This is a genomic window from Ekhidna sp. (genome assembly GCF_039960695.1).
GTDB lineage: Bacteria > Bacteroidota > Bacteroidia > Cytophagales > Cyclobacteriaceae > Ekhidna.
Genome location: NZ_JBDVKP010000004.1, coordinates 141,411 through 163,576 on the forward strand (window position 1 = coordinate 141,411; position 22,166 = coordinate 163,576).

Annotated in this window: 17 protein-coding genes; 7 read left to right on the forward strand and 10 right to left on the reverse strand. The window is 41.2% G+C overall.

All coding sequences use genetic code 11. The features are described from left to right. Positions 1–35: 35 nt before the first annotated feature. The 3 genes from ABJG98_RS01405 to ABJG98_RS01415 all read right to left on the reverse strand — a co-directional run bounded on the left by ABJG98_RS01405 (position 36) and on the right by ABJG98_RS01415 (position 4,095). Positions 36–2,498 carry an ABC transporter permease gene (locus tag ABJG98_RS01405; RefSeq protein WP_348277667.1) on the reverse strand — a complete coding sequence of 821 codons (2,463 nt, stop codon included), beginning with the start codon at positions 2,496–2,498 and terminating at the stop codon, positions 36–38. A 107-nt stretch (positions 2,499–2,605) separates the two neighbouring features. Further along, on the reverse strand, positions 2,606–3,355 hold the full coding sequence (locus ABJG98_RS01410; protein ID WP_348277668.1) for an ATP-binding cassette domain-containing protein: 750 nt from the start codon (positions 3,353–3,355) through the stop codon (positions 2,606–2,608). Beyond that, on the reverse strand, positions 3,352–4,095 hold the full coding sequence (locus ABJG98_RS01415) for an ABC transporter permease (RefSeq protein ID WP_348278092.1): 744 nt from the start codon (positions 4,093–4,095) through the stop codon (positions 3,352–3,354). Before ABJG98_RS01415 ends, ABJG98_RS01410 begins: the two co-directional genes overlap by 4 nt. Positions 4,096–4,165: 70 nt before the next feature. On the opposite strand from ABJG98_RS01415, the gene ABJG98_RS01420 reads away from it, so the two are divergent. From ABJG98_RS01420 to ABJG98_RS01430, 3 genes are all read left to right on the forward strand, one after another. Then, positions 4,166–4,879, forward strand: coding sequence for an SDR family oxidoreductase (locus ABJG98_RS01420; protein WP_348277669.1), 714 nt, complete (start codon positions 4,166–4,168; stop codon positions 4,877–4,879). Next, positions 4,876–6,822 carry a (E)-4-hydroxy-3-methylbut-2-enyl-diphosphate synthase gene (gene ispG, locus ABJG98_RS01425; protein ID WP_348277670.1) on the forward strand — a complete coding sequence of 649 codons (1,947 nt, stop codon included), beginning with the start codon at positions 4,876–4,878 and terminating at the stop codon, positions 6,820–6,822. Before ABJG98_RS01420 ends, ispG begins: the two co-directional genes overlap by 4 nt. 105 nt (positions 6,823–6,927) lie before the next feature. Continuing rightward, entirely contained in the window at positions 6,928–7,386 is a 459-nt protein-coding gene (locus ABJG98_RS01430; RefSeq protein WP_348277671.1) for a hypothetical protein, read from the forward strand. 29 nt (positions 7,387–7,415) lie between these two features. On the opposite strand, the gene ABJG98_RS01435 is transcribed toward ABJG98_RS01430, so the two are convergent. Continuing rightward, positions 7,416–8,078 carry a DUF4386 domain-containing protein gene (locus ABJG98_RS01435; protein WP_348277672.1) on the reverse strand — a complete coding sequence of 221 codons (663 nt, stop codon included), beginning with the start codon at positions 8,076–8,078 and terminating at the stop codon, positions 7,416–7,418. A 184-nt stretch (positions 8,079–8,262) separates the two neighbouring features. Between ABJG98_RS01435 and ABJG98_RS01440 the strand changes: the two genes are divergently transcribed. The 4 genes from ABJG98_RS01440 to ABJG98_RS01455 all read left to right on the forward strand — a co-directional run bounded on the left by ABJG98_RS01440 (position 8,263) and on the right by ABJG98_RS01455 (position 15,931). Beyond that, positions 8,263–10,044 carry an acyl-CoA dehydrogenase gene (locus tag ABJG98_RS01440; protein ID WP_348277673.1) on the forward strand — a complete coding sequence of 594 codons (1,782 nt, stop codon included), beginning with the start codon at positions 8,263–8,265 and terminating at the stop codon, positions 10,042–10,044. Between the two features lie 82 nt (positions 10,045–10,126). Beyond that, positions 10,127–12,916 carry an ATP-binding protein gene (locus tag ABJG98_RS01445; RefSeq protein ID WP_348277674.1) on the forward strand — a complete coding sequence of 930 codons (2,790 nt, stop codon included), beginning with the start codon at positions 10,127–10,129 and terminating at the stop codon, positions 12,914–12,916. Between the two features lie 124 nt (positions 12,917–13,040). Beyond that, positions 13,041–13,433, forward strand: coding sequence for a hypothetical protein (locus ABJG98_RS01450; protein WP_348277675.1), 393 nt, complete (start codon positions 13,041–13,043; stop codon positions 13,431–13,433). Between the two features lie 404 nt (positions 13,434–13,837). Beyond that, positions 13,838–15,931 carry a prolyl oligopeptidase family serine peptidase gene (locus ABJG98_RS01455; RefSeq protein ID WP_348277676.1) on the forward strand — a complete coding sequence of 698 codons (2,094 nt, stop codon included), beginning with the start codon at positions 13,838–13,840 and terminating at the stop codon, positions 15,929–15,931. Positions 15,932–16,064: 133 nt separating this feature from the next. Here ABJG98_RS01455 and ABJG98_RS01460 read toward each other — a convergent pair whose 3' ends face one another. From ABJG98_RS01460 to ABJG98_RS01485, 6 genes are all read right to left on the reverse strand, one after another. Next, positions 16,065–16,613 carry a hypothetical protein gene (locus tag ABJG98_RS01460; protein WP_348277677.1) on the reverse strand — a complete coding sequence of 183 codons (549 nt, stop codon included), beginning with the start codon at positions 16,611–16,613 and terminating at the stop codon, positions 16,065–16,067. 2 nt (positions 16,614–16,615) lie between these two features. After that, complete coding sequence (locus tag ABJG98_RS01465; protein WP_348277678.1) at positions 16,616–17,017, reverse strand: hypothetical protein; 402 nt, start codon at positions 17,015–17,017, stop codon at positions 16,616–16,618. Positions 17,018–17,239: 222 nt separating this feature from the next. Next, positions 17,240–18,661, reverse strand: a complete 1,422-nt coding sequence (locus ABJG98_RS01470; RefSeq protein WP_348277679.1) for a hypothetical protein — start codon at positions 18,659–18,661, stop codon at positions 17,240–17,242. A 187-nt stretch (positions 18,662–18,848) separates the two neighbouring features. Further along, on the reverse strand, positions 18,849–20,525 hold the full coding sequence (locus ABJG98_RS01475) for a hypothetical protein (RefSeq protein WP_348277680.1): 1,677 nt from the start codon (positions 20,523–20,525) through the stop codon (positions 18,849–18,851). Between the two features lie 71 nt (positions 20,526–20,596). Continuing rightward, on the reverse strand, positions 20,597–21,652 hold the full coding sequence (locus tag ABJG98_RS01480; protein WP_348277681.1) for a bestrophin family ion channel: 1,056 nt from the start codon (positions 21,650–21,652) through the stop codon (positions 20,597–20,599). 161 nt (positions 21,653–21,813) lie between these two features. After that, positions 21,814–22,146, reverse strand: coding sequence for a zinc ribbon domain-containing protein YjdM (locus ABJG98_RS01485; RefSeq protein ID WP_348277682.1), 333 nt, complete (start codon positions 22,144–22,146; stop codon positions 21,814–21,816). Positions 22,147–22,166: the final 20 nt, after the last annotated feature.

Here is a 22,166-nt window from a genome sequence, read left to right on the forward strand (position 1 = left end):
AGTTTCAAATATGTGTATGAAGGATTGACTCTCTTTTACTCATATTTCAAAGTCTTGGCTGGATCGAGTTGGGCGGTCTTGAATGTATGAAAACTTACCGTCAGAAATGCAATCAGCAATACCATCAAGGCAGCGAATCCGAAAAACATAAAGTTAATCGAAACATGGTATGGGTAGTTGTCTAGCCATCCACTCAAGAAGTACCAGGCTGTTGGCCAGGCAATCAGATTTGCTATTCCAATTAAGATTAGAAAGTCTTTAAACATTAATTTGATAATTCCACTGGTAGAAGAGCCCAAGACTTTTCTAATGCCAATTTCTTTGGTTTTCTGGACAGCCGTGTAGGAAGATAGTCCAAATAATCCGAGGCATCCAATGAGTATTGCCAAGATGGTGAAGATTAAAAACAAGTCTCGAAAGCTCTTTTCCGATTGATAATAGCTATCGAAATAGCTATCGAGGAAGAAGTACTCAAAAGGATTCCCTGCAAAACTTTGATCCCATTGCGCCTTTACAGCGTCAACAGTTGCCGCAATATTATGTGTACTCATTTTTATCATCATGTATTCATGATTGTATTGCTGCAAGAAGAATCCTAGTGGTTGCATAGACTCCTGAAGTGATTCATTGTGAATGTTTTTTAGCACTCCAACAACCTGAGGTTTCCATCTAAACTGATCTATCGAGACATATTTTCCCACAATCTCTTCAGGAGAATATCCAAGTGCTCTGGCTCCATATTCATTAACAACAATTGCCGTATCCGGATCTTTTATAAAATCTCGTGAGAAATTTCTCCCAGCTACCATTTCCATGTTGATCAGATCAAACAATTCATAATCCATGCTGCTGATGGCAAAAGTGGTTGCTGCATCAGGTTCTTGATCCAACTTTCTGATCTGTGTTTTAAATCGCAATTTTTTCCCTGGTAACATGCCCGAACCTGCAACGCCTGTGATCATAGGTTGGTCGGCAAGGCCATCTTTAAAGGACATGTAATCATTCCGAGCTTGTACATTTGATGTGTCTCTTGTAGACGGACGCTCCACGACCATAATTTGTTCTGTACTATAGCCAAGGTCTTGGTTTTGCATGAATGACATTTGTTCATAGACGATGAGCGTTCCTATAATGAGCGCAACGGAAGTAGTAAATTGCATAATGACCAATGCCCTTCGTAGAAGAATTCCCTCACCTTTTCCTTTGAATTGCCCTTTGAGGACTTCCACCGGTTTGAAGGAAGACAAAACTAACGCTGGATAAAATCCAGTAATTAATGAACCGCCAATCCAGAAGATCAGTGCGCTGATCCAAAACCATGGTTGCGTCCAAATAAGGTAAGAAGAAGGGGTTCCGCCAATATCATTAAAAAATGGATTAACAAGTAACACCAAAATGAGTCCTACTAGAATGGCCAGCAAGAAAATAATGCTAGATTCAATTAGAAAATGGATGATTAACTGCAGTTTCTGTGAACCCACTACTTTCCGTAATCCCACCTCTTTCGCACGTTCCACTGACTTGGCTGTACTTAGATTTACATAGTTGATGCAAGCGATGATGATGATAAACCAGGCGATTATCGCTAGATATCCCACAGCTTCCCCATTCCCATTTATCTCAGCTTCATCAGTAAGTCGAGAATTTAGATGAATGTCCTTTACTGGTTGAAGTAGTAATACATCCTCACCATTTTGCTCTGCTAATTCAGGCTTGAATTTTGAAACCAATTCTGGAAGCTTCCTTTCAAGTTCGTTTGGATTAACGCCCTCTGCCAATCGAACATACGTGTAATAGTCTTTCCTTCCCCATCCGGTTTTATAACGTGCTAAAGCTCCATCATACCTGCCATAGATCGTGGGAAACGAAATAAGCACATCAAATTTCAAGTGAGTATTGTTTGGATGATCTTTGAAAACTGCAGTTACGATACATGGTTCATCGTTAAAGTCATCGTCTTCCAACCGAAGCGTTTTGCCAAGTGGATTTTCGTCTCCAAAGTAATTTTTAGCCATGGTTTCAGAAATGGCAATTGTAAAGGGCTCTTCTAATGCATTATCCCGATCTCCATGAACCATTTCATATGAAAAGAGCCTTAAAATAGATGCATCAGCATATAGAAATTTTTGCTGTTTGAATACCACTGGACCATTTGGACCATTTTCCCAAGTGATGATCACATTATTCTTGGAGCCCATGTTATATAATCGAGCAAAGTCGATCACCTCAGGGAATTCTTCCATCATAGCGGCACCTACTCCTGCATAGTTTTCCGAGCTCTTGTAAATGAGCTCACCATTTCGATACACATCCAACTGCACTCGGTAGATATCGTCACCATTCTCCATGAAATTTTCAAAACTTCGCTCATAAGAGACATAATGGTTAATTAGCCAAAAAGCACATAGGCCAATGGCTAATCCTAGTACATTTAGAAAGGTAAAAAATCGCTGCTTCAATAGATGGCGAAAGGAGGTTAGTAGGTAGTTTTTGATCATAGTGGAATTGATTGGCTAATAACAGTTTACTGATACTAGCACGAATAGTTACAATCAAGGATGGATTGAAAGGAGCGAAAGTTTCACCTCACAGTGAGGATTTTTGATTATTTACCTTTCACCATTTTCATCAAACGACCGGCAAAGACAAACTCATTGAGCTCTTGAACATCTGAATTACCGATATCATCGCTCGGCCCAGTCCATAATAATCGTCCCTCATGCATGAAATTTACAATGTCTCCAATTTCAAGGACAGAATTCATATCATGAGACACCACGACTGTCGTCATTTCATATTCGTCGGTGATGTCTTTAATCAGGTTGTCAATTTTGATGGATGTTTGAGGATCAAGTCCTGAGTTAGGCTCGTCGCAGAATAGATAATTTGGCTTGGTTACGATTGCTCTAGCAATACCAACTCGTTTTTTCATCCCTCCGGATATCTCTGAAGGCATTTTATGATTTGCGTTTTCCAATCCAACGCGTTCCAAGCAAAAATTCACACGATCAAGTTTCTCATCCATCGATTGCTTTGTGAGTACATTTAATGGAAACATCACGTTTTGTTCTACTGTCAGACTATCGAATAGCGCACCTCCTTGAAAAAGCATGCCCATCTCACGACGTACTTCTGTTTGAAGTTCCTTAGAGGCGTTAGCAAAACTTCTTCCATTGAATTCAATTTTTCCTTCATCTGGCAAAATTAGACCTACGATGCATTTGAGTAAAACACTTTTGCCTGTTCCACTCGCACCAATGATCATGTTGGTTTTATTTTTTTCAAATTCAACACTGATGTTGTAGAGAATTTGCTTGCCATCAAATGATTTTGATATGTTAGAAACTTCGATCATGGTGTGAGAAATGGTGCTAGCATGTATGCGAGAATGTAATCACCTGCCAGGATTGCGATACAGCTGCTTGTTACAGCATTGGTTGAGGATTGACCAACCTCCAATGCGCCACCGCTTGTAAAATATCCTTTGTAGGAGCTAATGGCCGCAACCAGAAACCCAAATACCACGGCTTTGATCAATGCAAAAATTACTTGAAAAGCATTGAAGTCCATTTGAATGCCGAGGATATAGTCAGTTCCTGAGATCACTCCAGTAAACAGCGCTGTGAGATAGCCTCCGTAAATAGAGACAAAACCAGCCATTATTACCAACAGCGGAAACATTATGACAGAAGCAACAATCTTTGGCAAAACCAGGTAGGAGGTGGCATTAATACCCATTACCTCCAAAGCATCTACCTGTTCCGTTATTTTCATGGTGCCAATTTCACCAGCAATATTAGACCCCACCTTGCCCGCATACACAATAGCTGTAATGGTTGGTGCCAGCTCAATGAGCGTCATATCTCGTACAACGAGCGCGATAATAGGATCTGCAATCAAAGGAGAAATGAGATTGTATGCGGTCTGAACGGTAGTAACCGCTCCCATAAACGCTGAAACAATCACTACAATGAAAACAGAATTGTAACCAACTTTAATGCTTTCATCCACAATGCGATGGACGTATGTTGCGAATGTTTCTCTTCGAACAAAAAGCTGACCTAAAAAGATGATGAATTTACCTAAACTCTTCATGAAGTTGCGTGCGCTAAGATTGTTAGCTTTGTCAAACATAACACCTTAAGGAATAACCGAAAAGTTAAATATGAATAATTCAGAGAGATTAGTTGTTGTGACTGGTGGAACCAAGGGAATTGGGAAAGCGATTATCCAACGATTTGCTGAGGATGGATTCCCAATAGCCACATGTGCCCGCAACGATCATGACCTTACTGTCTTGCGCGAAGAGATCAATAAAGAGTATGATGAATTGATTCATACATACGCAGTAGACCTTTCTAAGAAGGAGGGAGCGAAGGACTTTATTGAGTTTATTCGAATGATCGGTCAGCCGGTAGAAATTCTGATAAACAATACAGGTGTATTTATCCCAGGACTGGTCCACGAAGAAGAGGATGGAGTGCTTGAAAAGATGATAAATACTAATCTATACAGTGCATATCATGTTTCTAGAGGCATTATTCCTCAGATGAAAAAAGATAAGAGTGGTCATATATTCAATCTATGCTCAGTAGCAAGTTTAAATGCGTATCCAAATGGTGGTTCTTACAGCATTTCCAAGTTTGCACTTTACGGCTTCTCACAAGCCTTGAGAGAAGAATTGAAAGAATTTAACATTCGTGTGACTTCTATTTTGGCAGGAGCCGTGTTAACACCTAGTTGGGATGGTGTGGAGCTCCCAGAAGAACGATTCATGAAGCCATCAGATATTGCCGAAACCATCCATGCGACTTATCGGTTGAGTGAACATACCGTGGTAGAAGATATTGTGTTAAGACCTCAATTAGGAGATATATGACTCACAAATATTGCAATAGTCTGACTGAATACTCCAGAAGAAAGACCCGTGAGGTTTTTATCGGTGATGTGCCCATGGGTGGAGATAACCCAATCAGGGTACAGTCCATGACTACTGTGGATACCATGGATACCACGGGTTCGGTGGAACAGACATTGCGAATGGTGGAGTCTGGTTGCGAATATGTAAGAATTACTGCTCCAAGCATAAAGGAAGCGCAGAATCTGGAAAACATTAAGAATGAACTGCGAAAGAGGGGCTGTGATGTGCCTCTGGTTGCAGACATCCACTTCACCCCAAATGCAGCTGAGCTAGCAGCGACCATTGTGGAAAAAGTGCGTGTCAACCCGGGCAACTATGCTGATAAGAAGAAATTTGAACAGATAGAATATTCGGATCACGCATACGCAGATGAGCTGAAGCGTATCGAAGAAAAGTTTGCTCCACTGGTTAAGATTTGCAAGGCAAACAAAACCGCCATGCGAATTGGAACCAATCATGGTTCTTTATCTGACAGAATCATGAGTAGATATGGGGATACCGCCCTTGGAATGGTAGAGTCTGCGCTAGAGTTTATCCGTATTTGTGAGGCGATGGATTACAAGGATCTGGTGATTTCCATGAAAAGCAGCAACCCACAAGTGATGGTACAGGCTTACCGGTTGTTGGTAAACAAATTGGATGAAGAAGGTTTAGAACCGTATCCATTGCACCTCGGAGTGACGGAGGCGGGAGAGGCAGAAGACGGTCGAATCAAGTCGGCAGTTGGGATCGGAACGTTACTGGCAGATGGACTTGGAGATACGGTTAGAGTGTCGCTCACCGAGGAGCCGGAAGTAGAAGCTCCAGTGGCTCAGATCATGGTAGATCGACTCAAACATAAGCTCAATCATGAGCCGATAAATCCAGTCAGCGATAACCCTATCAACCCATTCGAATATCACCGAAGAGCAACTTATGAAGTACTGAATTTTGGCAATGAAAATGTACCTCGAGTCATTGCAGACTTTTCTAAATTGGAGCAGATCGATGTAAAGGATTTGAAGTCCATTGGCCATTCGTATCTTCCCGAATTGGATAAGTGGGGGATGAATGATCTAGGTGCAGACTACATTTATACAGGTTCAAATCCGGTCGAATTTATGCTACCAAATGGACTCAAAGAGGTCTTGGATTATGAAAAATGGCAGTCAAGCAGCGATCAAACAAATAGGTTTCCATTAATAGCTGATTTACAAGAAGTTGAAGCACTTCACGAGAAGTTAAACTTTGTATTGATAGATACGGATAATTACAACCAAACAATCTTTGGTTTCGTAAGAAAAACCCTCAATACGGTTCTTATTCTACATTCTGAGCAGTCTCATTCCTCCTCAAGCATTCGCAGATTCGTGATTGAGCTCATGAATCAAAACATCGATGTTCCTGTAGTCCTTCGACAATCCTATCCAGACCTTAGTGAAGATGAATTCATGATCTATGCTGCAACAGACGCCGGGGCTTTATACATTGACGGAATTGGAGACGGCATCATGCTAACTCCAGAAAATGTTCTTTCTATAGATCAGTTGAAATTGTATAACAATACGGCTTTCGGAATTCTTCAGGCTGCTCGTACCAGGATAACAAAAACTGAGTATATCTCATGTCCATCCTGTGGCCGAACACTCTTCGACTTGCAGGAAACAACCGCGATGATTCGCAAGCGAACAGATCACCTCAAAGGTGTGAAGATCGGAATCATGGGATGTATTGTAAATGGTCCCGGAGAGATGGCCGATGCAGACTTTGGATATGTGGGGTCTGGTAAAGGAAAGATCACACTTTACAAAGGTCAGGAAGTCGTAAAACGAGGCGTGCCATCCGAGCAAGCACTCGACCAATTAATTGAACTGATTAAAGAACATGGAAGGTGGGTGGAACCGGAAGGGGTAGAAGTCTAATGGCTAAATGCAAATCCGTTTAAATGCATTCTTTGTCTTTCCTATCACATTACTACTGATACAAAAAGACCTATTCTTCGTAACTTTCTGGCTAACCGCTTTCAGATGAAGTACCTACTTTTTTGTGCAATCTTCTTGCCGTTCCTTTTATCCGCTCAAATGAAGGAAAGCGGAGTTGCCCCTGGTGCCAGTGTAGTTATGGGTGAGCACACAGGTGTCAATTTAAGATTTCACTATTTCCCCAGTCACAAAATGTGTTTTGGCTTGGAAAGTAACTTATTTCCCAAATCAGGTCATTCGGTTTCAGAAGGAATGGAACTGACTCTGAATGGGCATTTCATCTTAGAAGTAAGTGAACATTGGGGTGTTTATCCCCTGGTAGGTGCTGGCTGGAAAAACCTGGAGCATGAGTCTGGCTTTCGAGCGCTAACAGGGGGAGGACTGCATGGAAATTATGGAAGGCTGGCGCCGTACGTAGAATACATCTACAGTAGCGGGTTTGAGCCAGAAGGAATCTTTATCATCGGGACGTTCTTCACATTTGCTTTAGGTGAGGAACATTGATGGATGATTTGCTGAATCAAAAATCCAATTTAAACTTCTCTGTTAAACCCTTTCACTATTAGCCAGATTCCTAGGAAGATCTCATTGAGACCTAGCGGCATCATAATCATCATTCCTCCGGCAGTGGTGTCGTATACATTGGCTAATATCTCAATGAAAAGGAGTGTGACAGCAATGAGACCCCATATTGATATAAAACGTGGAATGAGGCGAATGTAAAATAGTAATCCATAAAGCGACCATGCTCCGAGGCAATAGACTAAGAGTGCAATATTTTGGACATTTCCTCTGGCATTTCTCAAGTAGTACGCGGTTGTTTCGAGTTGTGTAGCCTGTGTTTCAGTGACATCTCCCATTTGCAAGCTTATTTTTAGCACCGTGAGAAGCAATAGGCCACTTATCATGAACCCTACAAGTTCGGTCAATCGCTGTCCGACATACCATAGTGCGATACGTTCACTGGTTTGTTTGAGGATAGGGTAAAATAGAATTGCGATCCCAAAGACAGCAGCACCACACAACAAATCCAACAGCATTGCCAATCTGACCATATTTGCATTAGAGGAAAGCGCATTTAAATAATCGGATGAGTACAATATGGGCTCAAGTATTATGCTGTAGCTGGATACAGCTGCTGCCATTTGAATGATAAATAAGATTCCTATAAGTCTTGCTATTTTGTTGCGATTCATCTCTTCATAGTGTAGGTGCAGTGGTAAGATGAAAATACGATACAAATGGTTGCTTGGAAGAAATCACACCCTATCATTTTAGTATTTTTCACCTTACAGAGAGTGAGGAGGTCAATTATATTGATTCGTAAATTCAATTATCTTGTAGATTTAAACCTAATCCACCCAATGAGCCTAAGCCTATATGCAATACTACGATCCTAAAACGCTGTCCTTTCTACTTGCGGACGTACACCACCTTGAAGAACTACTGCAAGCCGATCGATATGCTGCATATGATCGTCAATCCATAGACCTGCTGCTAGATGCAGTTAAAGATTTTAGCGATACCTCATTGTTTCCTGCTATTAAGATAATGGATGAAAACCCTTGTGTTTTCAACGATGGACATGTGACGATACCTGAGCAGTTTGGTCCAATCCTGAAGAAAGCAGGAGAAATGGGGCTGATTGGGGCATTTATGGATGAGAAAGACAATGGACTGCAATTGCCCATGCTGGTATTTAATGCCATCTATTTTATTATGGAGGCTGCCAACAACCATGTGACCGGATACCTGGGATTGACTGCCGGTTCTGCCAACCTGATCCTGACGTTTGGATCCGAAGAACTTAAGCAGAAATACGTACCTAATATGCTAGAGATGCGGTGGACAGGCACCATGTGTTTGACAGAGCCACAAGCAGGCAGCTCACTTTCAGATATCACTGCATCCGCAAAACCCAAAGGTGATGGTACCTATGCAATCAAAGGGCAAAAGATCTTTATATCTGCAAGTGATCACCAGTTTTCAGACAATTTTGTTCACCTGGTACTCGCTCGTTTAGAAGGAGCACCGGCAGGGACAAAGGGCATCTCATTATTTGTAGTGCCGCAATACTTTGTGAATGATGATGGCTCCATTGGAGACTTCAATCATGTGGATGTGGTAGGAGAGTTTGAGAAACTTGGCCAACGAGGCTATTGTACAAACCACCTGGCATTTGGGGAGAGTGGGGAAAGCATTGGCTACCTCGTAGGGCAGGAGAACAAAGGCTTGAGCTACATGTTCCAGATGATGAATGAAGCACGCATTGCTACGGGAAGAATGGGTACTGGCATTGCTTCAGCTGCCTATTACGCCTCTTTGCAATATGCCAAAGAACGTCCTCAAGGTCGAAAATTGCAGAGTACTGGAAAGAAAGATCCGGGAGAGGAGCAAACCTTAATCATCAATCATCCGGATGTAAAGCGGATGTTGCTCCATCAGAAAGCCATAGTTGAAGGTTGCCTTAGTTTAATCCTGCAGTGTTCATACTACGTAGATAAGTCAGTTACCACAGAAGGAGAGGAGAAGAATACGTATCATTTGCTGTGCGAGATCCTGAACCCTATTGCAAAGACTTATCCTTCGGAAGCCGGGAAGGATGCAGTAGATACCGGGCTGCAAGTGCTGGGAGGCTATGGTTACATGATGGACTTCATCTTGCAGCAATACTTGCGTGACATTCGCATCATCTCCATCTATGAAGGTACCACTGGTATTCAGTCGTTGGATTTGCTGGGGCGTAAAGTCACCATGATGGAAGGAGCTGCACTTAAGCTATTAGCAAAAGAAATGGAAGATACCATTATGGCCGCTATGGATAATGACGAGCTGAAGCCTTATGCCTTGATATTAGGGGAGGAAGCAAAGTTGATAGAGACATGCCTTGCTCACTTGATGCCGTATGCGATGAAGGGCAACCACGAACGCTACCTTGCAGATGCGACGATCTTCATGGATCTGTTTGGAACGGTTGTGATTGGCTGGCAATGGCTCAAAATTGGACTTGCAGCCTTAGATCAGGACGAAGCCTTTAAGCAAAGCAAACTTCATACGTTGAATTACTTCTACAAGTATGAAATGTCTCGCTGCAAAGGTCTGCAAAAAATCATTTGTGATGATTCGGAGGTGACGATCAAGATGGGAACGGAGATGTTTTAAAAGGAACTGGGAAAGATTAATTGGGATGAGTGGTGAGTATTCAAATTCCAATAATTATTATCTTCGGCTAAATTCAACCTTGTTGCTAGAACTCATACGCTTACCACCATTTCGAATTGCCACATGCATCTTAGTGATGCTTGCCAGTAACATTCACTCGTTTGCTCAATCGCTCCCTCACCCCATTCTTTACGATGGAGCTGAAGCAGTAAAAGTTGATAGTGCCTTTACGTTGAAGATTGCGGGATCCGATTCAAGTAGAATCAAGGAGTATCGGCTAGACAGCCTTTCAAGCATTGCTGGACTCAACCTGGTAGACGAGTTTGCCATCAAGCCATATTGGTTGATTTTCTCCATACGCAATGAAACAGACAGCAAGCAGCGAGTGAGCTTGCGTTACGCTGCTGACATCATCAAACTCATCGAAGTTGATTCCGCTGGAGCCTTCAAAATACATACAACAGGGATTTGCCCTCCAATATCCTCTATTTCTTCTATGAAACAAGAAATACCATTCTTTGATCAGGCTGCAATCTTCCTGGATTTGGAAGTCAATCAAACCCAAATGTATGCCATGTGGGTAGGTTCAACCACTTTGGTGGGTTACGAAGACACTTTGCAGCTTCTTTCGGTAAGCTACTACGGGGAAAATTACAATGCTGTGAAGCATGGGTATGCTTTGCAATTGTTGTTTGTGGGCATGATGGCCTTGCTGGCTGCATTTAATCTGCTGATTTATTTTGGAAATCGGGATCCCACGTATCTTTTCTATAGCCTATATGTCATTGGAATGGGCAGCTATTTCTTTTCCATGATGAGTTTGGATCGCGTCGTATATGGATCAGAATTACCACTAAGCCTGCTTAAAATCAATATCACAAGTTATTCAATCCCTATTTTTTATCCATTGTTTTGTTGGTTTCTGTTGCACCGGGATGGTTGGCGGCCTAAGATTAAACGTGCGTATCAGTTGGTCGTCTATTTGAGCATCGTTCTCTGTTTTGTTTCTTCAGCATTATTGATCTTTCATCCATCCTGGAAATTCATGGGTGCAACATATATGAGTATGTTGTTTGCCCCTGTAGGTATATTAGGTACCGGCGTGTTTCTATATACCGTTATTGCATACATCTTTAGTAAAGACGTGTTGGTCAGATACATTGGATGGGGAGGATTTTCTATGGTTCTATTTGTGATAGTTCTTGTGGTGCGTTCCCTTATCCTCACTTTTGGTCCGTCTACAGGCTTATTTAATATCGATTGGGCACTATTTGGTTTTCAGCTGGCATGTCTGGTACAAGTACTCATCTATGCATTGGCATTAAGCTATAGAAGCAGAAAGATAGAAATGGAACGTAAGGCGCTACTAGAGATACACCAAACGAAGACTCGATTCTTTGCCAACATCTCTCACGAATTTAAAACGCCACTCACGCTAATCATTGGGCCAGCCACCGAGTTGATGAAAAATACCAAAGACAGTGCAGCTAAGAAACTCATAGCCGGCATTACACAGAATGCCAATCGGCTCCTCAGACTGATCAATGAAATACTGGACTTGTCAAAAATAGAATCCGGTCAGTCGCAGGTAGAAAAATCTCCCATTGAAATCAATGGATTTATTCAGATCATTGTAGCCCAGTTTAAGTCTTTTGCGATCTCTCGGCATCAGCAACTCCTCTATGAGCCATCCAAACAGGAGCTATGGATTTCATCAGATGCCAATAAGCTTGAAAAGATTCTTATCAACCTTATTTCTAATGCGTGCAAATACACTCCAGAAGGTGGTTCCATCGAGGTGTCTGTTGCAGTAAATACTGAGATGAAAATAACAGTCAGAGATACAGGGATCGGAATTCCTGAGCAGCATCAACATGAAGTATTTGATCGGTTTTATCATAGCGCCAATTCTCACTACACCACTGACCAAACATCGACTGGCATTGGTTTGGCCCTGACCAAAGAGCTTACGCAACTTCTGGGTGGTGTGATTACCCTTTCCAGCCAGGAAGGGATAGGCACGGAAGTTATAGTCACAATACCAGTTGAAGAAATAGAGCCAGTACAAGTGAATGATCAGGAGTCGGCGAGCGTTGAGACTGACGCCATTGGAAATGAACTGACTTTACTGCTCATCGAGGACAATGAAGAGCTACGCTCATTCATAAAATCGTGCTTGCCGGAAGACCTTCAGGTGCTGGAAGCCGCAGATGGAGTAGAGGGCGTGCATAAAGCTGAGACTCACATTCCGGACATCATAATCACAGATGTGATGATGCCTAAAAAGGACGGCTTGCAAGTATGTAAGGAGCTAAAGAGCAGCCAGGCAACGGACCACATCCCTATAGTAATCCTGACGGGTAAATCTTCGCAGCCAAGCAAGATCGAGGGACTGGAAGCGAATGCCGATGCTTATATAGCTAAGCCCTTTAACCCTGATGAACTTCGCCTCATCATTCGCAACTTGTTGGCCACTAAGGAGCAGCTTCGCAAGTATTACAGTCAGACCATGAAGCTAGAAGCATCAGAAATAGAGATCACCTCTCAGCAAGAAGTATTTCTAAAGCGGGCCATAGAGGCAGTGGAATCCAACATGATGAATGATGCTTTTACTGTAGAAGATCTAAGTGATCTACTGGCGATGGATCGGACGCAATTGTTCAGGAAAATGAAAGCCATGACAGGAGAGAGTCCCAGTAGCTTCATTCGCAATATTCGACTAAGGAGGGCGAAGCAAATGCTGGAATCAGATGCCGCCTCGGTTGCAGAGATAGCGTATGCTGTAGGGTTCAGCAGCCCAAGCTATTTCATCAAATGCTACAAAGATCAATATGGAATCAGCCCTGGAACAGCAGTGAAAAATGTCTCATAGATTATTGTTAACCAGCGAAAAGGGCAGGTTGCAACATATGTGATATTCGTTACAACATCTATGCTACCGAAATAGAACGTCATGAGATAATCTTGTAGTGATGTTTCATACAAACAGTATAACAATGAAAAATAGCATGAAATCAATCCTTGGAATAGCTATCATAGCATCTGCTTTATTGTCTTGCGGCGAAGATGAGCCAACCCCCTTGTGTGAGGAAAGAAATACGGGATCACTCATTGTCACAAACAATTACCCAGAGAGCCCAAACAGTCATAATTCTTTAGCAGTATTTATTAATAGAGACGCAAGAAGCTCGAACTCTTCTGGAGATCTGAACATCGGTCCTGGAGAAGTTGGTTTGGTGACGTTACCGGCAGGTATCCATTCAGTTAATATCTATTTAAATACCGGTAGCTGTTCAGGTACCCGATGCGAAGTAAGTCGTGATTTTATTGATGAGCGGGAGGTTGATCTGGAGCAATGTGAAGATTTAAATATGGCCTTTGGAATTTAAATGAGTGAACCACTGAGAGGCTTGTTTAGCATCGAGATAGAGAAGTGCAGTTACAAACTATACTTAGAAGTGGAATTTAAATTTGGGTTTGAATGGCGTAGTTAATCTGCAAACACTTCGTAATGAATTACTTTTTCTTCAAATTCGAGGAGGTATTCCTTGTCTCAGGATAATACTTTGCTTGCTCAAAATTATCGCCTGCAAAATTTCTGTTAACGTCAAGATTTTCTCAGAAAGTAATGAGAGTAAAGTGTCCAGTGTTTTCTTCTAATCTTCTTAAAAAGGTCAGTTTCTTGAACCAACTGATGCTCCCGGAACCTCCCAGAATGTTTATTTCAAGGGATTGAGCATACAATATTAATTGAGTTGTATTATTATTGATCTAGGTAAAGATTGAACCTAATATGAAGAAAATAATCTATCTACCATTCCTATTTATAGCAATAAATTTAGCCGGTCAGAATGCAGACTCTTCATTGGTGAAAAAAACCATGCGTTTTGGTATTGAAATAAATGAACCATTCTTATGGTTAGAAGACCTTAACTCGCAAAAAACTCGAGCTTGGTTAACCGAGCAGGAGAATAAGACGATCGAACTTTTAGGCAAGGGTGCGAAGGGAAAAGTTAAAAGACATCTGCAGGCCGCCCCGAGTGATAAGGTTACCAATTTTGGACAATTGCAGTTTAAATTCGAGCGATTTGATAATAAACCTCCGACCTTAAAATATCGATTAGGGAAAGAAGGAATTTTCGTCACTATTTTCAACGGCAAGGACTATCAAAATGATGAGAATGATATTCCATTTATCGAAAGATATTGGGTTACACCTGAAGGCAGCTTTCTGATTGTTGCGCTTTCACATTCTGGAAATGATTGGATAGAGTTTGCGATAATAGATATAGAAAAAAAAGGTATGTTGACTGTCCTAAAAGGCATCATCAGACCTTGGCTTATTTTTCGAGATGGTGGTTTTTTATATGTTCATTATGATGAACCCGATGACGTAATAAGCGGTGAGCGGATTGATCAGAAGATCAGTTATCATAAATTCAATACATCGCAATCAGAAGATAAGATTGTATTCAGAAATGGTGATCGTAGCGGAACCAGATTGTTCAATGTTTTTCAACATGAAAGATCGCCCTCACATATATTCATCCAATACCCATTTAAGGTTGATGGAAAATGGAAATATGCCATAAGTATGATGGAAGTCTGGAAGGACCTCATCATTCCAAAGCCCTTCCTGATTTATGAATCTGACTATGAAGTAGACTTTAGACCGGTAAGTGAGGATGAGGATTTCATATACTTCAGGACAAACTTAAATGCTGGTAACTACTGCTTGATTAAATGTAGCTTGACTGAGTTAAATAATTATGAAATTATACATCCTGAATATAAGGAGGTCATGATCGACGCAACATATCTTGGTTCTGGTACATTCGGAATTACCTATTTATATAATGGTCAATATTCTGGTATGTTAAAAAAGGATGAAAAAAGAAGATTGATTTCTGTGCCAAAAGGTGCCAGTATTGAATTTTCTTATGGAATTGATGCATTGACAGGATATTTTTCCTATAACACTCACTACATTCCTCCTCAATATTACGAGATCGATCTTACGGCAATGAAGTCTAAACTAATTTCTGAGCTACCCTATGCAAGAGGGAAGTATGAAGTTGAAATTCTTCATTATACAAATTCTGCGGGTGACAAGCTTCCCATGCAAATTGTTTACTACAACTCAGATGACCGATCCATTGTTGGTGGACCAAGACCTGCATTAATGCATGTTTATGGTGGTTATGGATTGATAAATAAGCCTTACTATTCACGCGAAAATCGATTTTTCTTGCTGAACGGTGGAGTTCTAGTATATCCCAGCGTTCGAGGAGGAGGTGCTATGGGCACAAGTGGAGAATTAGCAGGTAAAGGACGAAATAAGTACAATGGTATTTCAGATGTGATAAGTGCAGCTGATTTTTTAATTAAAAGTGGATATACAGAGAAAGAAAAGCTTTTTATAGAAGGGCATTCTCATGGTGGTTTTCTTGCTGCAGCTGCAGCCATTCAACGGCCTGACTTATTTCGAGGAGTATTTACCTATGCGGGAGTTTTCGATCTTATCCGTGATAATAACTTTGATGTACGAACACTTCACGAAAACCTAATAGAGTATGGAAACCCGAAGGATTCATTGGATTTTGAACATATATACAAGCTATCACCGATCCATCAATTAAAAAAAGGTGTAAAATATCCTTCTTTCCTTATCCTTACCGGAATTAATGATTCTCGTGTACCAGCTTCCAACTCATTTAGATTTAAGGCTTTATTGGATGAATATTCCACTAATTCTTTTAATGTTTTGGAAGTAACTAATGGCGGACACTCAGTCACAAGCTATACTAGTGAAAGTATGGAGATAGAAAGCTTGAAGTTTCAGTTCATTTATGAACTCACAGGACATAAGTTGTGGAAGTATTATTAGACTTGTTTTTTTTCATGGATTAAGGGATAATGAAGTGTTGTTACAAACGAGTCGCTCTATCAAGTAATTGGAGATAAAATAGAAAAAGAGGAGTTGTAAAAGGCTCCTCTTTTCTATGTGGTGATTAGATGTATCACTGGCCGCCCCAGATCCTCTGGGAGATGGCATCAGCGCAGGGTGTTTGGCCTGAGGTATACAAGTACTTCAGTGTCTTAGCGATGGTTCCTATTTGCTCATCTCTGCCAGACCCTGGTTCTGTAGCACAAATGATGGCACCAGCTTGTCCGCAGAATGCCCATACCTGTGCATTACCTGGCTCTGTGCCCATTTTTTCTAAATATTTATCTGACAGCTCGCAATCCATCATGGCATTGGCTATGGCTTGATCATCGCGATAGGTATAAAAAGTGCCGGACCTTCCTACCTGATATGCATACACTTTCGTTTCAGAGTCCACCCTCATTCGGTAGTTGGCATATTTAGGTGTGGTGCACTTAAAAACCTTTCCCGATTCTCTTTCATACACATCGCTACTGCCGCCCGCTTCTACGAGTAGATTATCTTGATCTACTTTCGAAATTTGACACGATATTCCCATATCACTTACATAACGTCCTTTCTTCTGGGCGTAGGTGAGATTGCAAGCAATAAGAATGGTGAGTATTAGTATTAGATATTTCATGACTATTGGAATTTGGTTCTCATGTTTTTCCAGAACTTGACATTCTGATAATCTCTTCTTTTGACGCCTGCTTGGTTGTTGACGATGCCTTCATGGACCATGATGTATTGATCACATAGTTTACGTGCAGCGATTTTATCTAGGCTGCCCGCTCTTTGTAGCATTTTGCCGACTTCTTCCCAGTCCGTAGTGGCCACCGAGTACAGCTTGCCCGGATCAGGTGATGATGAAAACAGCATTTGAAATGATGCTACGCCCAGAACTGCTCTTAAAACCTGCCCTTGATCTAAGATTTCTTTAAGTTCCGCCAGGCCTTGTTCGGTGTCTTTGGTAGGTACAAATTTCTGGGAGGTAGCAGAGAAACTAACAAGTGTAACACATACAGATAGTAGTAAAATTTTCATGATAGTGAGTTTATAATTAGACTAATAATTTGGTTGATTAAAACTAACGGAGCCAGTTAGTCAGATCAATACCTATCAAGGGGTATTCTAACCTTATTGATGAATAATTGGCATTTTTGATTTGAGTGAATCATCGCCATGAGCCTAAGATTGGGAAGTGACATAAAAAAAGAAGAGCTCTGAAGCTCTTCTCTATTAGGATTAATAGCTAGCTAATTCTTATTAATCAGCACATGCAGGTTTAGGATCTGCTTTCATTGCAGCTCGGTATGTTTCAAGGCGACATGTTGCTGGGGGGTGTGTACACCCAGCATTTATACCTTCTTTATTCAGTGCAACCATATCCAATTCAAAAAGATTTTTTTTCAGCCCATATGCCATCAAATTGTAGAACTGAATTGATCCCTTTTCAATATTTTCAATGGCGGAGTGTCCAAACCAAACTTTTCGCATACCTACCAAAGCACCCCAATAATCTGCCTGTCCTTCACATGATGCCCATGGATGATTTGACATCCTAGGTTCGTCACCCAGATGATGGCCAATTTCATGAGCCAGGGCAAGACTTACTCCTTCTATTTTCATGTATGGATTCCTGAATAACCCACCAAAAAGTGCTACATATTGACGCCCTCCTCGTTTGTAAGCAATTGCGTTTGCAAGTGGATTATTCCAATCGATTTGTATGACCATATCAGGATAATAGGTATTGAAATGGTCTTTAAGGTATAATGCCATTTCGAACGGAACTGGATCATTAAGTGATTTTATGGTGTTTTCCTTTAATGTATCTAGCCCTGGAGGAATGAAGTAAACTGCGTCTTCGGGGATAACGAGTCTTTTGCTTGGAATGAATTTGAATTTTTCTGTGAGGTGAATTGTATCCTTCAGCCCACGGATGCCTAAATCTTCGGTGAGTTTGTTTACTGAATAATATTCTTCAGTGCCTATTTGTGGCAAATCTTTGGATGATTTGGGCTGTAAAAGCAACTCTGCAAAGTAATCTCCAGATATCACACCAGAAGTATTGATGAGGTGTCCATCTTTTACTAAGCTAGTTTCTTTCCATTCGGTGGCTGCGATCTGGTGCAATGGCCCTAAGTAACTACCACTAGCCAAGGTGGTAATTTTTAGTTCTCGTTGATTTTTGTCAAGCAATCTATCGCTGCGCGTCAAACGATCGGCACGCTTAAATTCACCGTCCGGCATGAGGAATAGATGTTCGGGCGTTACAATTAGTGTAATATCATTTTCTGTGGTAATGTAAATGGTATAAGGTATGGGTTGTTGTGGCATAGATGTGCCATCACTGTAAACCACTTTAGATCGTTTCCATGCACCATCTTTACCCAGCGCAAGTACGGTTTCTCCCACTTTCACATCACCAATTGGTTTCCAGACGTTATTGGAAGTTTCAACGGGAGTATTTGAAGCTAAGCAGCTGCACTTGCACCAACAATAGGTACCATTATTTTCCATGAAAACTGGTTTTCCTTGACTCCCAAGTTGCCTGCATATCATATTGACGATTGCTGCCTTTGTAGCGCAATGCTGATTGGAACAGGCCTCTTGTCCAATTGCTTTATTTGTGGTTAACAATAGAGCAATCAATCCCAAAGCGCAAAAGATCATTTTGGTTTTCATAATTATGTAGGTTGTAGTTCTAAATTAATGCCATGTTTGTCATGAAGAATAGACATCTGGTACGTTATTTATCTGCCAATTAACAGTTAGGAATAATGAAGTTAACTGAAGGAGATATAGCTATCAATACCTAGCGCGAGGTATTTTATAATGAGACTTAACCCCAAACGGGTCTACTTATAACTTATCAATTGGGATAGCTATCTGTTTGTAAGTATTCTTTGGCTTCCCTAACTTCCTTTCTTCCTTCATTAGTGGCTTTAGCTAATTCCACAAGTTGAAAAAAATACTTTGAGGCTATTTCAGGCTCACCTAAAGCCACCGCTGCTTTAGCAGCTCCATAAATCCCATTGAATCGATTGGGGTGCTGAGATAAATCATATTGGTATACTTTCAGTGCCTCATCAGCTCTATTTAGAGATAAAAGCATATCTCCATAGAGCTCTCCTGCGGGTAGCACTTCTCCAGGGGTTACTGCGTGCTTAGCAGTGTTATATTCCATTTCAGCAGCACTTGACATTAAGGTAAGTGCTTTACTTTCTTCTCCGAGTTCAAATGCAATCCATGCCTGTATAGTTTTAATTTGGATATTTACCTGGTTTGCCTTGTAGTCATCATTTTTTTCAAGCAACTCGAGTCGATTAAGTTTCAGAATTTCTAACTCTTCTTCAGTCGCAGCAATATTTCCTAAACGGACGGAACCCATTGCCCTTGTAAAGTGAAGAATAGATCTTTGCCAGGGGTACAATTGCCAGTCAATTTCAATTTCTGGTAAGACAAGATCAGCTGCCTCTTTCCAATTTCTATTTTCCAGAACAATCCGAGCGGGAACAGCTGCTATTGTATAAGCGACTTTGAAATTAGTAGGGAATATGCGTTTGAATGTTTTGAGCTGGGATAGTTGTTCTTGAGTTTTTACATTTTGTCCGGTTTGCAAGTAGGCATATACCAGGTAGTCTATTCCATGTAGTTCTTCATCCCAGCGTGCAGTTGAATCTAGGCTTTCAGCGTAACATTGAGCTGATGAAATCATCTTTATATTGGATGCAATAGATTCATCCCAAAGTCCAAGTCGAGTAAATATATGTGAAGGCATATGTTGTGCATGTGCAGAGGCAGGAGCTATTTCAGCATATCTTCTGGCGGCAGGCAGAGCAAGTTCAGCAAGTTCAGGGTAGTCATAGTTATGGATGATATAATGTGCAATACCTGGATGATTTGGTTGGTCTGGATAAATGGATTCCAATATCTCACCAGAAGTTTTTTGATTTTTGTAACTTTTATCACCAGGGTCGGCTGCTGCTCTTAGTGCAAGAGCATAAAAGATTGCTGCTTCTTTATCTTGATTATATTTCTGATATACATTCTTCATTCTTTTTTCGAATCTGGCGATACGTATCTGCCTGCTTTCTGATTCCCAATTCTGGTAAAAACCATTAATGGCATTGATGTAGTCGCTTTCCCTTTCAGATTTCTGAATCGAGGAAACACGATCTAATATTTTATTACCTTTTATGAGGTAATCATTACCAGACTGAAACCACAACGAATGGAAATTAGCCATGGCAACTCCCCAATATGCCATGGCACAATTTGGATCTGTATCAATGACCTTTACGAATGCTTTTTCTGCTTGATCGTATTCAAAAGAATGTAGAAGTGCGATTGCCAAATCGAACGTTTCTCTCACATTAAGTTCACAGGATAGTCCAAAACTAACTTCACCAAATTCTCCACTACCACATAAGGTAATGTCTCCTCGAAGAAGGTCAATGTCCCCTAAAGAACGATTCTCAGACTTTTGGCAACTAATTAATATGAAAACTGAAGTAAACAGATGAATAAATACTGGTGAGGCTTTCATGTTCTGTAGGTTAGTTACTTAATCTAGTAAGAACCATTGATTAAAGTCCTACATACTTTGATAATAACCTTTTAAAACTGCACGTTGTACTTCACTTCAAACTGCTCAGGAATGTCTTCTTTTTTCTCTCCAAGGTTTTGTCTCAGGTCAATTTCTATACCACGGGCGATGGTAGATATTGGTACATCATTGGATGTCCCTTCAAAAGGATTGTCTCCGGTGCGGCCAATACGCTCCATGGTATGAAACACCCACCCAACTGCTGTGTAAACAGGAATGGCAAACCATATAAACAGTTTCCCAATCATGGGATAAGTACCTGATAGGCTCACACCGATTTCCATAAACTGCGGCACCAGCGCAACGGGCAAAAACATTAATAGAATCCACATGAAGTAGTGATTGAGCGTGGCAAACTGCCGTGGATACGGGAAATTTTTAATGCGTTCACTTTTGCCTTGCAAGTCGAACAGGTCTTTGAGAACTCCTTCAAGCTCAAGAAAAGAAAACTCCCAGATGAGACCTTCTTCTTTGAGTTTCCTCAAATGATGCGACTGTTGGTATAACAGTGCCGTGTGCTTGTTGTCTTTGGATAAGATGTCTTCCATATCCTCTTTGCTGAGGTAGGGTTGGAGGTCTTCTTCGAATGTTATGATTCGCTCGGGAGGACGGATTCCCCACTCTTGATTGGTTCGCTGATCTGCGGTTGTCTCCCATTGTTTCTTTGTTCGCATGGCATGCCTTAGGGCTGTCATCCATGCAATGTGGCGATAGGTGAGTGTTTTCACTTCTTTTAAAAGTGCATCCTCCGTTTGCTTTTCTTTGGCGTGTTCATTCGTCACCATGTCCTGAACAAACATTCCAAAGGAGCGGGAGGTATTTACGATTCCACCCCAAATCTTCCGTGCTTCCCAAATTCGGTCATAAGTGGCATTGTTTTGAAAACCAACGATAAAGGCTACTGCGGTACCGATTAATGCAATGGGTGTCCACGGAATTCTCAACCAGCTTAAATCCAAAAAGTAGTAGGCTAGCACCCAGGCACAAATGATAACCAGGATTCTCAGTGTATCGAACCGTGTCCATATGGCTAGTTCGGAGGCTTTGTAGGTTCGTCGGGTGTACATGGTCTGTGAATTAGATACTCTCAACAAGTATCATTATGTGATTGGTTTCAACTACCTACTAAAATAACGAGGATTCATTAACTGGTGCCAATCAGATTGAAGGCTTGGAAAGAAGGGTACATAATATTGAAAACGCTTAAGATCTTGAGATATGATTTGAACTAAGCTTTTTTCACAAACTCTGACTTTAATCCCATGGAGCCAAAACCGTCAATTTTGCAATCAATGTTATGATCTCCATCAGTAAGACGAATGTTTTTCACTTTAGTGCCAGCTTTCACAGGCTTAGGTGCACCTTTTACTGGTAAGTCTTTGATAACGACCACAGAATCTCCATCCTGCAGCACGTTGCCATTAGCGTCCTTGATGACAGATTCATCTTCTGTCGTTTCCTCGGGATTCCACTCATGTCCGCACTCCGGACACATAAGCAGACTGTCCGCTGGGTAAGCATAAGGTGATTTACAATTGGGGCATGGAGGTGTTGCAGACATGGAGGTAAAGGTAATTAATC

Excerpts from the sequence above, each read along its gene's own strand:
- ABJG98_RS01405 (WP_348277667.1), bottom strand. The coding sequence starts at position 2,498 with ATGATCAAAAACTACCTACTAACCTCCTTTCGCCATCTATTGAAGCAG.
- ABJG98_RS01410 (WP_348277668.1), bottom strand. The coding sequence starts at position 3,355 with ATGATCGAAGTTTCTAACATATCAAAATCATTTGATGGCAAGCAAATT.
- ABJG98_RS01415 (WP_348278092.1), bottom strand. The coding sequence starts at position 4,095 with ATGAAGAGTTTAGGTAAATTCATCATCTTTTTAGGTCAGCTTTTTGTT.
- ABJG98_RS01420 (WP_348277669.1), top strand. The coding sequence starts at position 4,166 with ATGAATAATTCAGAGAGATTAGTTGTTGTGACTGGTGGAACCAAGGGA.
- ispG (WP_348277670.1), top strand. The coding sequence starts at position 4,876 with ATGACTCACAAATATTGCAATAGTCTGACTGAATACTCCAGAAGAAAG.
- ABJG98_RS01430 (WP_348277671.1), top strand. The coding sequence starts at position 6,928 with ATGAAGTACCTACTTTTTTGTGCAATCTTCTTGCCGTTCCTTTTATCC.
- ABJG98_RS01435 (WP_348277672.1), bottom strand. The coding sequence starts at position 8,078 with ATGAATCGCAACAAAATAGCAAGACTTATAGGAATCTTATTTATCATT.
- ABJG98_RS01440 (WP_348277673.1), top strand. The coding sequence starts at position 8,263 with ATGCAATACTACGATCCTAAAACGCTGTCCTTTCTACTTGCGGACGTA.
- ABJG98_RS01450 (WP_348277675.1), top strand. The coding sequence starts at position 13,041 with ATGAAAAATAGCATGAAATCAATCCTTGGAATAGCTATCATAGCATCT.
- ABJG98_RS01455 (WP_348277676.1), top strand. The coding sequence starts at position 13,838 with ATGAAGAAAATAATCTATCTACCATTCCTATTTATAGCAATAAATTTA.
- ABJG98_RS01460 (WP_348277677.1), bottom strand. The coding sequence starts at position 16,613 with ATGAAATATCTAATACTAATACTCACCATTCTTATTGCTTGCAATCTC.
- ABJG98_RS01465 (WP_348277678.1), bottom strand. The coding sequence starts at position 17,017 with ATGAAAATTTTACTACTATCTGTATGTGTTACACTTGTTAGTTTCTCT.
- ABJG98_RS01470 (WP_348277679.1), bottom strand. The coding sequence starts at position 18,661 with ATGAAAACCAAAATGATCTTTTGCGCTTTGGGATTGATTGCTCTATTG.
- ABJG98_RS01475 (WP_348277680.1), bottom strand. The coding sequence starts at position 20,525 with ATGAAAGCCTCACCAGTATTTATTCATCTGTTTACTTCAGTTTTCATA.
- ABJG98_RS01480 (WP_348277681.1), bottom strand. The coding sequence starts at position 21,652 with ATGTACACCCGACGAACCTACAAAGCCTCCGAACTAGCCATATGGACA.
- ABJG98_RS01485 (WP_348277682.1), bottom strand. The coding sequence starts at position 22,146 with ATGTCTGCAACACCTCCATGCCCCAATTGTAAATCACCTTATGCTTAC.